The sequence below is a fragment of the Plantactinospora sp. BC1 genome, from assembly GCF_003030345.1.
Taxonomy (GTDB): Bacteria; Actinomycetota; Actinomycetes; order Mycobacteriales; family Micromonosporaceae; genus Plantactinospora.
Map to the genome: position 1 here is coordinate 7,505,038 of NZ_CP028158.1, position 12,214 is coordinate 7,517,251.

Here is a 12,214-nt window from a genome sequence, read left to right on the forward strand (position 1 = left end):
GATCGCCACGGGCCTCTTGCAAAGAACTCTTTGCAAGAATAGCGTTGCAAACATGTCTGCGGATGAAGTCCGGCTGAACCCGACCTCGCTGCGTGGCCTCGCCCACCCGCTGCGGGTCCGGATCCTCAACACGCTGCGGGAGCACGGTCCCGCCACGGCCACCCTGCTCGCCGAGCGGCTCAACCAGTCCACCGGCGCCACCAGCTACCACCTGCGACAACTCGCCCAGTACGGCTTCGTGGTCGAGGAGCCCGGGCGGGGCGCCGGGCGGGAACGGTGGTGGCGGGCCGCGCACCGGAACACCCGACTCGACAGCGAGGTCGGCCGGGACGCCCTCCCCGACGTCGAGACGTACCTGCGATCCGTCGCCGCGCTCTACGCCGAACGGGTGGACCGGTGGCTGAACGAGTTGACCAACCTGCCGGCGGAGTGGGAGGGGACGTCCACGCTGAGCAACTGGCAGCTCCGGTTGACCCCGGCCGAGGCGCGGGAGTTCTCCGACGCGCTGACCGCGCTGATCGGCCGGTACCGCCGCGACGAGCCCGGCGTGACGGCGCCCGAGGACGCCGAGCCCTTCGTGGTGCAGGCGCAGCTGCTGCCCTTCGTCCGGCGCAACCACCACCGGCGGCCGGAGGACGACCGCCCGACGGAGGACGACCGGGCGCCGGAGTCGGCGGACTGATGACCCGCAACCGCCGGCCGTTGGTCGGACTGCTGGTCGCCGAGGGAATCTCCCTGGTCGGCAGCCGGATGAGCATGGTGGCGCTGCCCTGGTTCGCCCTGCTGGTCACCGGCAGCGCCGCCAGGACCGGCCTGGTGGCGTTCGCCGAGATGCTGCCGTACGTGCTGGCCTGCGCCCTCGGCGGCCCACTGATCGACCGGATCGGCGCCCGCCGGACCAGCATCGTCGCCGACCTGGGCAGCGCGGTGGCGGTGGCCGCCGTACCGCTGCTGCACCTGGCCGGTGCGCTCGACTTCGGCACGCTGCTCGGCCTCGTCGCCGTGGCCGGGCTGCTGCGCGGGTTCGGTGACACCGCCAAGCGGGTGGTGTTCCCGGAGACGGTGGCGGCGGCGGAGATCCCGATGACCCGGGCGACGAGCCTGCACGACGGGCTCAGCCGGCTCGGTACCCTGCTCGGCGCGCCCCTGGCCGGGCTGCTGATCGCCATCCTCGACGCCCCGCTGGTGCTGCTCCTCGACGCGGCGACCTTCCTGCTCTCGGCGGCGGTGCTCGCGGCCGCCGTACCGGCCCGGGACCGTGCCGACAGGACGGAAGAGTCCACGGTGGAGGCGACCACTGTGGAGGAGGAACAGGAGTCGTACCTGAGCGCGCTGCGCGGCGGCCTGCGTTACCTGCGGCGGGACCGGCTGGTGCACGGCATCGTGCTGATGCTGCTCGTCACCAACCTGGCCGACGCGGCGTACACCTCGGTGCTCACCCCGGTCTGGGCCAGCGAGGTGATCCGGTCGTCGACCGCGCTCGGCCTGCTCACCGCGAGTTTCGCCCTGGGCGCGGTGCTGGGCAACGTCGTCTTCACCGTCGTGGCGGACCGGGTGCCGAGGTTCGCCGTCTTCGCGGTCGGCTTCCTGCTCGCCGGGGCGCCCCGGTTCGTCGCGCTCGCCCTGCTGGACCGGCTCTGGGTGATCTATCTGATCTCGTTCGTCGCCGGGGTCTCCGTCGCGGCCGTCAACCCGATCCTGGGCGCCGTGAGCTTCGAACGGATTCCCGAGCGGCTCCGGGCCCGGGTGCTCGGGCTGGTGCACGCGGCAGCCTGGGCCGGCATCCCGCTCGGCGGGTTGCTCGGCGGGCTCGCCGTGCAGGAACTGCGGCTGCCGGTCGCCTGCCTGGTCTTCGCGGTGGCGTACCTGCTGGTCACGCTCATGCCGTTCGTGATGCCGGTCTGGCGCGGGCTCGACCGGCCGCCGACCCCGCCGACCCCGCCGGCCGAGCCGGCGTCGACGACGCCGGCCGGGCCGGAACTTACGGACGCACCGCGCCGATGATCTGGCCGATCCGCTCCGGCGAGGTCTCCGAACGCTGGTACTCGGGGCGGCTCAGCACGCCACCCATCCGGGGTACCGGGTTGCGGTGCGTCGCCGGGCCGTCCGAGCTGACCCGGGCGGTGAAGTGGTATTCGTCGGCGCCGGTGGCGGCGACGATCCGGGCGATGTTCCGCTCGTTGATCCCGCCGCCGGCCATCACCGCGATCCGGCCGGCGGCCTTGCCGACCAGGTCGGCGATGAGCGGAGCACCGGCCAGCGCGGTCTCCTCCTGACCCGAGGTGAGCACCCGGGGGATGCCCAGCTCGATCAGCTGCTCCAGCGCCTCGAACGGGTCCCGGACCATGTCGAAGGCCCGGTGGAAGGTAACGTCCGCCCCGTCGGAGGCATCGAGCAGCCGCCGCATGGTCGGCAGGTCGAGGTCGCCCTCCGGGGTCAGCGCACCGATCACGATGCCGTGCGCGCCGACCGTCACCGCCGCCTGCACGTCGCGGACCATCGCGTCGACCTCGTACGGGGAGTAGATGAAGTCCCCGCCCCGGGGCCGTACCAGCACGTGCACCCGGATCCGCTCGACGTGCCGCAGGGCCAGCTCGATGGTGCCGATGCTGGGGGTCAGCCCGCCCTCGAACAGTCCCGCGCAGAGTTCCACCCGGTCGGCGCCGGCCCGCTCCGCCGCCAGCGTCCCCTCGACGCTGTCGACACAGATCTCGAACGTGCTCATGCCAGCCTTTCCGATGACCGAACCAGGTTCTTGACAACCCGAACCACCAGGGCCATCCAAGGGTGCCCGATCGGTCCGGGCAACCGCATGTGGGAAAGAACGCCTTCGGCGGCCGGTCCGGCGGGGCGGAACGTGACGCCCGGGGCGGGACCGGACGAAGCGCTCAGCGGGTGATCTCCATGAAGGTCACCAGCAGCAGCAGGGTGGCGACGGCGACGGCGAAGACGATCAGCAGCTCCCGCCGGCTTCCGGTGCCGCCGCCGACCGGCTCGGCGACCTCCGGCGCCGCCGGCAGGTCCCGGGTGACGGTGGCCAGCTCCCCGAGGGTACGGGCGGTGTAGACCGCACCGACCCGCTCGGAGAACTCCTCCAGGCTCAATCTGCCCTGTTCGGTGTGCCGTTGCAGGTCGGCGACCACCCGTTGCCGATCCGAGTCGGAGGCGCGCAGTTGCCCGTCCACGCCGGACAGCGTACGCCCCGGTGCCCGGTCAGCCCGCGTCGAGCGGGTCGGCGAGCAGGTGCTCGAAGGCCAGTTCCGCGGCACCGACCAGCGCGCCGTCCTCGCCCAGTTGCGGGGTACGCAGGCGCACCTGCTCGCGCGGGGTGGGCAGGGCCAGCGAGTTGAGCCGGCTACGCACCCGGGCCGCCGCCGCGAGGTAGACGTCCCGGAGGGTGCCGCCGAAGATGACCACACCCGGGTTGAAGATGTTGATCAGATTCGCCACCCCGAACCCGAGCCAGTCGCCGACCTGCCGGACCGCCGCCTGGGCGTTCGCGTCACCCCGGGCGGCCGCGTCGACCACCCGCAGGGCGGCCTCCCGGCCCACGGCCTCGCCCCGGCCGGCCGCCAACAGCAGGGCGTACTCGCCGATCTCGGTCTCCCAGCAGCCGTACGAGCCGCAGCCGCACGGACTTCCGCCGGGGTTGACCACCATGTGCCCGACCTCGCCGGCGTAACCGCCCTGCCCGGTCAGCCGCCGCCCGCCGACGATGATCCCGGCGTCGATGCCGACGTCCCGGTGCAGGTAGATGACGTCGTCGTAGCCGCTGGCCGCACCCCGGGCGTGCTCGGCGACCGCGCTGGCGTCGGCGGCGTTGCTGACCAGCACCGGGCGCTCCTGCGGCAGCAGTTCACCGAGCGCCTCGGCCAGTCGCTTGTCCAGCTCGCCGCCGCCGGCCCAGGCGGCGCTCTCCGGCCGGATGTGCACCGCGCCGTCCGGGCGGCGCAACCGGCCGCAGACCGCCACGCCGCTGCCGACGTAGACCGAGCCGTCCGGTACCGCCTGGTGCATCTCCTTCACGAAGCCGGCCAGCAGCGGCAGGCTCTCCACCGCCGGCAGCCCCGGCGGCCGCTCGGCCTGCCGGCGGTCGAGTACGACCCCGCCGAGCCCGATCCGGGCGGCCCGCAACCGGTCCACCTCGACGCTGTACGCGTACGCGAAGACCCGCCCCGACTCGGGCCGGACGACCAGCGACGGCCGTCCGGCCCGCCCGGTCTCCCGGGGTGCCCGTTCGCTCACCAGCCCGGCGGCGGCCAGTTCGGCGGTGAGGGCGCCGATGGTGCTCCGGTTCAGCCCGAGCGAGGTGGTCAGCTCCGCCCGGGAGGTCGCTCCGTGGATGTGCACGTACCGCAGCAGCGCGCCGAGATTCTGCCGGCGAATCTCCTCCTGGCTCGGCCCCGCGCGCATCGTGCCCCTTATCGGTTACCGGTCGCTGCGGCCCGGCGTCGGGAGAGGGCGTCCACACTGGCCGCGAGCAGCAGCACCAGTCCGGTCACCACGAAGGTGAATCCGGAACTGCGGCCGAGCAGCCCCATCCCGTTGTCGATGACCGCGATCACCGCGCCGCCGAGCACCGCGTCCACGATCCGGCCCTTGCCACCGAAGAGGCTGGTGCCGCCGATCACCGCCGCGCCGACCGCGTAGAGCAGGACCTTACTGCCCCCGGTGTTGGCGTCGACCGAGGTGGCCCGGCTGGCCGCCACGATGCCGCCGATCGCCGCCATCGAGGAGCAGATCACGAAGACGGAGATCCGGATCCGGTCCACGTTGATGCCGGCCCGCCGGGCCGCCTCGCGGTTGCCGCCGACCGCGTAGACATGCCGGCCGTACGCGGTGCGTTGCAGTACGAAGGTGAGCACGACCAGCAGGACGACGATGATCGGCACCACGATCGGTACGCCCTTGAGCGAGACGAGCACGTTGCGGCTGCGTTCCAGGTTCAGCAGGTAGACGGCGGTACCGGCGATCACCGCCAGCGCCCCGATCCGGATCAGCACCACGGCGAGCGGCTCGGTGACCAGCCCGAGCGCGCTGCGCTTGCGGTGCCGGATCAGCTGCACGGCGGCGTAGCCGGCCACGCCGAGCAGGGTCAGCGCCCAGCCGAGCCACGGCGGCATGTTCCGGTTGGCGATCGCCACCAGCACCTCGTCCCGGACGGAGACGTTGGTGCCGCCCTTGATCAGCAGCAGCACGATCCCCTGGAAGGCGAGGAACGCCGCGAGGGTGACCACGAAGGACGGGATGCCGACCTTGGCCACCAGGAAGCCGATCACCAGCCCGATCACCACGCCGGTGACGAGCGCGGCGGCGACCGCGACGTACCAGGGATAGCCCTGGAGGGTGACGAGCTGGGCCAGCACCGCCGCGCAGACCCCGCTGGCGAAGCCGGCGGAGAGGTCGATCTCGCCGAGCAGCAGGACGAAGACCAGCCCCATCGCGATCAGCGTCACCGCCGCGCCCTGGGTGAAGAGGTTGGCGAAGTTCCCCTCGGTCATGAAGTTCGGGCGCAGCGCGGCGAAGACGACGCAGAGCACGATCACACCGAGTACGGCCGGCAGCGCGCCCATGTCGCCGCCGCGTACCCGGGCCAGGTAGTCCCGGAAGTGGCTGCCGACCGTGGGCACCGGCGCGGCCGGCACCTCGACCGGCGGCACCACGATGGTGGGAGGGGCGGCGCTCATCTGTCGACTCCTGCGCTCGTCGTCTCGGTGCTGGGTGGGGTGTCGTGCTTGCCGTTGCCGTTCTCGCCGGTCAGCCCGAGGCCGCCGCTGCGGCCGGCGGTGATCAGCTCGACCACCTGGGCGTGCGTGACGTCGCTGGTCCGCAGCTGCGCGACCATCTGCCCGAGGTAGAGCATGGCGATCTGGTCGGAGACGGCGAAGACGTCGTTCATGTTGTGCGAGATGAGCACGACGGCGAGGCCGTTGTCGGCCAGCCGGCGGACCAGTTCGAGCACCTGGGCGGTCTGCGCCACGCCCAGTGCGGCGGTCGGTTCGTCGAGGATGACGACCCGGCTGTTCCAGAGCACGGCCTTGGCGATCGCCACGGTCTGCCGTTGCCCGCCGGAGAGGCTGGAGACGTGCTGCCGCAGCGACTTCACGGTCCGCACGGAGAGCCCGGCCAGGGTCTCGGCGGCCATCTGCTCCATGGTGGGCTCGTCGAGGACGAGGCCGCTGCGCTTCTCCCGGCCGAGGAACATGTTCTGCACGATGTCGAGGTTGTCGCAGAGCGCGAGGTCCTGGTAGACGACCTCGATGCCGAGGGTGGCGGCGTCCCGGGGGTTGTGGATCTGCACCGGTCGGCCCTCGAAGAGGATCTCGCCGCCGTCGGCCGAGTGGATCCCGGCTACGCACTTGACGAGGGTGGACTTGCCGGCGCCGTTGTCACCGACGAGCGCGGTCACCTCGCCGGGGTTGACCGACAGGTCGACGTCGCGGAGGACCTGGACGGGACCGAAACTCTTGTCGATCCCGCGCAGCTCCAGCAGGGGTGTCGCGGACACGGGTTGGTCTCCTTTACACGGGTGTCCGGTGGCGGGTGCCGATCGCGGGGTGTCCGATCACGGGTCCGGTCCAGTTCTCTGGGGCGGCGAGGACGCCGCCCGGTACGGATGGTTCCGTACCGGGCGGCGTCTCGGCGGGGCGGTCGAGCCCGCTGCCGTCGTACGGTCAGCTCACGCCGGCCTCGGTGCAGGCGGCGGCGAAGGCGTCCTTGCAGAGCTCTTCCTTGGTGACGTAGCCGTCGGCGACGACGTCCTTGACGTTCTCCTTGTAGATGGCCTTCGGCTCCAGCAGCACGGCCGGCACGTCCCGGTTGCCCTCCGGGTCCCGGACGGTGGTGGGTGCGGCCTTCTTCTCGCCCTTGGCCAGCGCGATCGCCAGCTCGGCGGCCGCGTCGGCCTCCTGCTTGACCGCCTTGTAGACGGTCATGCACTGGTCACCGACGAGGATGTTCTGCAGGCCCTGCACGGTGGCGTCCTGGCCGGTCACCGGAACCTTGCCGTTGAGCTTGTTCCGCTTCAGCACGGAGATGACCGCGTTGCCCAGCCCGTCGTTCGCGGCCAGTACGCCGTCGATCTTGCCGTTCTGCTGGGTCATCATCTGCTCGAAGATCGTGCCGGCCTGGGCGTTGTCCCAGGCGGGTACCCACTGGTCGGGGCCCTTGACGTACTCCTTGGAGTCGTACTTGGCCTTCAGTACGCCGTCGTAGCCGTTCTTGAAGAGCGTGGCGTTGTTGTCGGTCTCCGAGCCGTTCAGTTCGGCGATTACCGGGTTCTTGACGCCCTTGTCGGTCAGGCACTTGACCAGACCCTCGCCCTGGAGCTTGCCGACGGCCTCGTTGTCGAAGCTGACGTAGTACTCGGCCGAGCCGCCGAGGGTCAGCCGGTCGTAGTCGATGGTGGGTACGCCCTGGCTCTTGGCCTTGTCCAGCACCGCCTTGCCGGTGCCGGAGTCCAGGTTGACGATCATCAGGACGGTGACGCCCTCGGTCAGCATCTGGTCGGCGAGGGTCTGGAACTGCGCCTTGTCGCCCTGGGCGTTCTGGATGGTGTGCTTGACGCCGGCCGCGTCGAACGCCGCCTCCAGGTATTTGCGGTCCGCGGTCTCCCAGCGGACCGAGGAGGCGCTGTCCGGAAGGATGACGCCGATCTTCGGCTCGGGGGTGTTACCGCTGCCGTCGCCGGAATCGTCGCCGCAGGCGGCGAGGCCGCCCGTGGTCAGCAGGCCCACGGCGGCGATGGTGAGGATCCCTCTGCGCATTGCACGGGTCCTTTCGGGGTGGGTGTGGTGTCTCGGGTTCCAGCGGTGGTACGCCTGGACGGTCGTCGTGCGGCCCGTGGCCTCCCCCCGTTGGGCTGCCTGGATAGCGGCTCCGCCGGGTCGCGCTCCGGCGGGGCGTCGGTGGGCCGTGGCGATCGCCCGCCTCACTTTTGTTGTGTCCGGCAACGTATTGCGCGAAGACTCCTCGGGGCAAGGTCACCGAGGCCACGAGTTTGTTGTTGGCGATAACAATTCGGCAACGTGAGCGACATCCCGGGATCGGCCGGTGGCGATACGCCGGAAATGATCGTTCCTGCGGCGGCCCGGACGGACCGCCCGGACCGCCGGCCGAGGGCGTGGACCGGGCGACCGAGGACCGGGATCAGGGTGCGGCGACCGGCGCGGTGGTGGCCGAGGTGAGCCGGATCAGGTCGGCCGGGGCGAGTTCGAGTTGCAGCCCCCGGCGGCCCGCCGAGACGTAGATGGTGGGGAAGCGCTCGGCGGAGGCGTCGACCACGGTACGCAGCGCCTTGCGCTGACCCAGCGGACTGATCCCGCCCCGGACGTAGCCGGTGGTCCGCTCGGCCAGCGTCCGGTCGGCCAGCGTCGCCCGCTTGCCACCGACCGCCGTCGCCAGCGTCTTCAGGTCGAGTTCCCCGGTGACCGGTACCACCGCCACGGTCAGCACCCCGTCGACGCTGGCGACCAGCGACTTGAAGACCCGCTCCGGGGGTACGCCGAGCGCCGCCGCCACCTCGGCGCCGTAGTTCGGCGTCTCCGGCGCGACGTCGTACGGGTGCAGCGTGTGCGGGATCCGCTGCCGCGTCAGCAGCGCGGTCGCCGGTGTGCCCCTGCCCGCCACGGTCCGCACCCTACCCGGTCGACGCCGCCGGTTCCGGGGCCGGCACCGGACGGCAGAGCAGCACGGTGGGTGCGTCGGCGACCCGGGTCAGCACCAGGCTGACCGGCAGCGAGCCGGTCAGCCGCAGGTCGCGGCGGAGCCGCTCCGGCTCCAGCGCCGAGCCCCGCTTCAGGATCTCCACCCGCCCGACGTCGAGGTCGCGCAGCCGGGTACGCAGCCGCTTCAGTGAGAAGGGCAGCGACTCGAGCACCTCCAGGCACCGGGCGTACGGGGTGGGCCGGGCGGTGTCGGCGTAGACGTACGCGATCTCGGGGTCGGCGAGGGTGCCGTCGACCGTACCGGCGAACTCGGCCACCAGGTGCGCCCGGACCACCGCCGGGTCCGGGTCGTAGAGGAAGCGCCGGACCGGGCCGACCGGGGCCCGGCGGGTCCCGTCCCCGGTCAGTTCCCGCACCGCCGTCCCGGCCAGCAGGGTGGCCCGGCGGGGCTTGGCGGCGAGCGGGCCGGACCAGACGGTCGCCTCGACCAGGTCGCCGTCGACGCTGACCCACTCGCCCTCGGCGCCGGCCGGCAGCAGCCGGTGGTCGATCCCGGGCGCCACCTTGAAGACCGTCCGGGGCACCCGGTCGGCGAGGCCGAGCAGGAAGTCCCAGGGCGGGGAGTAGGCGGCCGGGTCGAAGATCCGCCGGCCGGTGCCGGCCCGGCGCCGGGCCGGGTCGCAGAAGACCGCGTCTGCCGGGTCGTCGACGGCGGTCAGGTCGAACCGGGTCGCGTCGCCGAGCGTGACGGTGAACCGGTCCGCCACCCCGGCCGCCTCGGCGTTCGCGGCGGCCATCGCCGCGGTGACCGGGTCCGCCTCCACGCCGTACACCCGGATGCCGGCCCGGGCGGCGGCGAGCGCGTCGGCGCCGAGACCGCAGCCGAGGTCGACCAGGGTGGACACCCCGGCGGCGCGCAGCCGGGCGGCCCGGCGGGCCGCGACCCCGGCCCGGGTGGCCTGCTCCAGCCCGGCCCGGGTGAAGAACATCCGGGCCGCCGCCGGGCCGAACTTGGCGGTCGCCCGGCGCCGCAGCTCGGCCTGGGTCAGCGCGGCGGCGGCCAGCCCCGGGGGTACCCCGGCCGAGCGCAGCGCGGCCGCCGCGCCCAGCGGGTCGCCGCCGGCCAGCTCGGCGGCGGTGGCCAGCGCGGTTGACCCGTCCGGAGTACGCAGCGCGGCGAGCTGCTCGACGTCCACCGGAGCATTGTGCCGGCCGGGGGCGGTCCCGGGCGTGTCGGGTTGGCACTCTCCTTGACGGAGTGCTAGCCGTCGGCATAACCTGCCGTTAGCACTCTCAAACCGAGGGTGCCAGCTTTCGGGCCGCTGTCCGGGAGCTGAACGCCAGGCGGACCGGCACCCGCGACGACGGACCCGCCCGGTGGCATGTGGCAGATTGACGCTGGTCGGCTCGCCGGCCGGCACAGAAACCAGTACCCCAGGAGGGTATGCCCGTGACTACCGCGACCAAGGTTGCGATCAAGCCGCTCGAGGACCGGATCCTGGTCCAGGCGAACGAGGCTGAGACGACCACGGCGTCGGGCATCGTGATTCCCGACACCGCCAAGGAGAAGCCGCAGGAGGGCACCGTCCTCGCTGTCGGCCCCGGCCGTTTCGACGACGACGGCAACCGGATCCCGGTTGACGTGAAGGTCGGCGACACGGTCATCTACTCGAAGTACGGCGGCACCGAGGTCAAGTACGCCGGCGAGGAGTACCTGGTGCTCTCCGCCCGCGACGTCCTCGCCGTCATCGAGAAGTGATCTGACTGATCCAGTGACGCTGCCCCGGACCGGCCCTGCCGGGCCGGGGCAGCGCTCGTGAAGGGACCCTGTTTACACAATGGCGAAGATTCTGAGCTTCTCGGATGACGCCCGGCACCTGCTGGAGCACGGTGTCAACACGCTCGCGGACACGGTCAAGGTCACTCTCGGCCCGCGCGGGCGCAACGTCGTCCTGGACAAGAAGTTCGGTGCTCCGACGATCACCAACGACGGCGTGACCATCGCCAAGGAGATCGAGCTCACCAACCCGTACGAGAACCTCGGCGCGCAGCTGGTCAAGGAGGTGGCGACCAAGACCAACGACGTCGCCGGCGACGGGACCACCACCGCCACCGTGCTGGCCCAGGCCATGGTCCGGGAGGGGCTGCGCAACGTGGCCGCCGGCGCCGGGCCGGCCGCGCTCAAGCGGGGCATCGACCTGGCCGCCGAGAAGATCTCCGAGGCACTGCTGGAGAAGGCCGTCGAGGTGGGCAGCCGGGAGTCGGTCGCGAACGTGGCGACCATCTCGGCGCAGGACGCCACCATCGGTGACCTGATCGCCGAGGCGATGGAGAAGGTCGGCCGGGACGGCGTCATCACCGTCGAGGAGGGTTCGACCCTCGCCACCGAGCTGGAGGTCACCGAGGGTCTCCAGTTCGACAAGGGCTTCATCTCGCCGAACTTCGTCACCGACACCGAGTCGCAGGAGGCGGTGCTCGACGAGCCGTACATCCTGATCACGACCCAGAAGATCTCCTCGATCGAGGAGCTGCTGCCGCTGCTGGAGAAGGTCCTCCAGACCGCGAAGCCGCTGCTGATCATCGCCGAGGACGTGGAGGGGCAGGCGCTCTCCACCCTGGTCGTCAACGCGATCCGCAAGACCGTCAAGGTCTGCGCGGTGAAGGCGCCCGGCTTCGGTGACCGGCGCAAGGCGATGCTCCAGGACATGGCGATCCTGACCGGCGGCGAGGTGGTCGCCCCCGAGCTGGGCTACAAGCTCGACTCGGTCGGCCTGGAGGTGCTCGGCACCGCCCGCCGGGTGGTGGTCGACAAGGACAACACCACCGTGATCGACGGCCGGGGCCGGGACAACGACGTCTCCGAGCGGATCACCCAGATCCGCAAGGAGATCGAGGCGTCCGACTCCGACTGGGACCGCGAGAAGCTCCAGGAGCGGCTGGCCAAGCTCTCCGGCGGCATCGCGGTGATCAAGGCCGGTGCGGCGACCGAGGTCGAGATGAAGGAGCGCAAGCACCGCATCGAGGACGCCATCGCCGCGACCAAGGCCGCGGTCGAGGAGGGGACCGTACCGGGCGGCGGCGCCGCGCTGGTGCAGATCCGCTCGGCGCTCGACGGCGACCTGGGCCTGACCGGTGACGAGAAGGTGGGCGTCTCGATCGTCCGCAAGGCACTGGTCGAGCCGCTGCGGTGGATCGCCCAGAACGCCGGCCACGACGGCTACGTGGTGGTGCAGAAGGTCGCCGAGCAGGGCTGGGGCAACGGCCTCGACGCCGCCACCGGCGAGTACAAGGACCTGGCCAAGGCCGGCATCATCGACCCGGTGAAGGTGACCCGCAACGCGGTCACCAACGCGGCGTCGATCGCCGGGCTGCTGCTGACCACCGAGAGCCTGGTCGTGGAGAAGCCGGAGAAGGCCGAGCCGGCCGCCGCCGGTGGGCACGGCCACGGTCACGGTCACGGCCACCAGCACGGTCCGGGCTTCTGACCGGTCCGGTCCGGATCACACCGATCCGCACCGCCCGACCGCGACACCGGGATCCGCGTGAGC

At 71.8% G+C, this 12,214-nt stretch carries 12 protein-coding genes; 4 read left to right on the top strand and 8 right to left on the bottom strand.

The features are described 5' to 3' along the window. Positions 1-52 precede the first annotated feature (52 nt). Both C6361_RS32955 and C6361_RS32960 read left to right on the top strand, forming a co-directional pair. On the top strand, positions 53-682 hold the full coding sequence (locus C6361_RS32955; protein WP_107270122.1) for a transcriptional regulator: 630 nt from the start codon (positions 53-55) through the stop codon (positions 680-682). Further along, complete coding sequence (locus tag C6361_RS32960; protein WP_107270123.1) at positions 682-2,004, top strand: MFS transporter; 1,323 nt, start codon at positions 682-684, stop codon at positions 2,002-2,004. The genes C6361_RS32955 and C6361_RS32960 overlap by 1 nt, the downstream gene beginning before the upstream one ends. On the opposite strand, the gene C6361_RS32965 is transcribed toward C6361_RS32960, so the two are convergent. The 8 genes from C6361_RS32965 to C6361_RS33000 form a co-directional block, all read right to left on the bottom strand. Continuing rightward, positions 1,982-2,725 carry a copper homeostasis protein CutC gene (locus tag C6361_RS32965; RefSeq protein WP_107270124.1) on the bottom strand — a complete coding sequence of 248 codons (744 nt, stop codon included), beginning with the start codon at positions 2,723-2,725 and terminating at the stop codon, positions 1,982-1,984. The genes C6361_RS32960 and C6361_RS32965 overlap by 23 nt on opposite strands. A gap of 163 nt (positions 2,726-2,888) precedes the next feature. After that, on the bottom strand, positions 2,889-3,185 hold the full coding sequence (locus tag C6361_RS32970) for a DUF1707 domain-containing protein (RefSeq protein ID WP_107260772.1): 297 nt from the start codon (positions 3,183-3,185) through the stop codon (positions 2,889-2,891). A gap of 28 nt (positions 3,186-3,213) precedes the next feature. Then, on the bottom strand, positions 3,214-4,413 hold the full coding sequence (locus C6361_RS32975) for an ROK family transcriptional regulator (RefSeq protein WP_107260770.1): 1,200 nt from the start codon (positions 4,411-4,413) through the stop codon (positions 3,214-3,216). A gap of 8 nt (positions 4,414-4,421) precedes the next feature. After that, entirely contained in the window at positions 4,422-5,687 is a 1,266-nt protein-coding gene (locus C6361_RS32980) for a sugar ABC transporter permease (protein WP_107260768.1), read from the bottom strand. Beyond that, positions 5,684-6,508, bottom strand: coding sequence for an ATP-binding cassette domain-containing protein (locus C6361_RS32985; RefSeq protein WP_107270125.1), 825 nt, complete (start codon positions 6,506-6,508; stop codon positions 5,684-5,686). Before C6361_RS32985 ends, C6361_RS32980 begins: the two co-directional genes overlap by 4 nt. A 166-nt stretch (positions 6,509-6,674) precedes the next feature. Continuing rightward, complete coding sequence (locus C6361_RS32990) at positions 6,675-7,766, bottom strand: sugar ABC transporter substrate-binding protein (protein WP_107270126.1); 1,092 nt, start codon at positions 7,764-7,766, stop codon at positions 6,675-6,677. A gap of 382 nt (positions 7,767-8,148) precedes the next feature. After that, positions 8,149-8,628 carry a Cys-tRNA(Pro) deacylase gene (gene ybaK, locus C6361_RS32995; protein ID WP_107264242.1) on the bottom strand — a complete coding sequence of 160 codons (480 nt, stop codon included), beginning with the start codon at positions 8,626-8,628 and terminating at the stop codon, positions 8,149-8,151. Between the two features lie 10 nt (positions 8,629-8,638). Next, positions 8,639-9,862, bottom strand: a complete 1,224-nt coding sequence (locus C6361_RS33000; RefSeq protein ID WP_107270127.1) for a methyltransferase domain-containing protein — start codon at positions 9,860-9,862, stop codon at positions 8,639-8,641. A gap of 248 nt (positions 9,863-10,110) precedes the next feature. Here C6361_RS33000 and groES point away from each other — a divergent pair, with 248 nt between their 5' ends. Both groES and groL read left to right on the top strand, forming a co-directional pair. Continuing rightward, a complete protein-coding gene (gene groES / locus C6361_RS33005; RefSeq protein WP_199187625.1) occupies positions 10,111-10,425 on the top strand; it encodes a co-chaperone GroES in 315 nt (104 codons plus the stop codon). Between the two features lie 79 nt (positions 10,426-10,504). Continuing rightward, positions 10,505-12,151 carry a chaperonin GroEL gene (groL, locus tag C6361_RS33010; RefSeq protein ID WP_107260760.1) on the top strand — a complete coding sequence of 549 codons (1,647 nt, stop codon included), beginning with the start codon at positions 10,505-10,507 and terminating at the stop codon, positions 12,149-12,151. Positions 12,152-12,214: the final 63 nt, after the last annotated feature.

What these genes read in the sequence shown, in the direction of transcription:
- C6361_RS32975 (WP_107260770.1), bottom strand. Translation starts at nt 4,413, where the DNA reads ATGCGCGCGGGGCCGAGCCAGGAGGAGATTCGCCGGCAGAATCTCGGC.
- groL (WP_107260760.1), top strand. Translation starts at nt 10,505, where the DNA reads ATGGCGAAGATTCTGAGCTTCTCGGATGACGCCCGGCACCTGCTGGAG.
- C6361_RS32955 (WP_107270122.1), top strand. Translation starts at nt 53, where the DNA reads ATGTCTGCGGATGAAGTCCGGCTGAACCCGACCTCGCTGCGTGGCCTC.
- C6361_RS32965 (WP_107270124.1), bottom strand. Translation starts at nt 2,725, where the DNA reads ATGAGCACGTTCGAGATCTGTGTCGACAGCGTCGAGGGGACGCTGGCG.
- C6361_RS32980 (WP_107260768.1), bottom strand. Translation starts at nt 5,687, where the DNA reads ATGAGCGCCGCCCCTCCCACCATCGTGGTGCCGCCGGTCGAGGTGCCG.
- C6361_RS32960 (WP_107270123.1), top strand. Translation starts at nt 682, where the DNA reads ATGACCCGCAACCGCCGGCCGTTGGTCGGACTGCTGGTCGCCGAGGGA.
- groES (WP_199187625.1), top strand. Translation starts at nt 10,111, where the DNA reads ATGCCCGTGACTACCGCGACCAAGGTTGCGATCAAGCCGCTCGAGGAC.
- C6361_RS32990 (WP_107270126.1), bottom strand. Translation starts at nt 7,766, where the DNA reads ATGCGCAGAGGGATCCTCACCATCGCCGCCGTGGGCCTGCTGACCACG.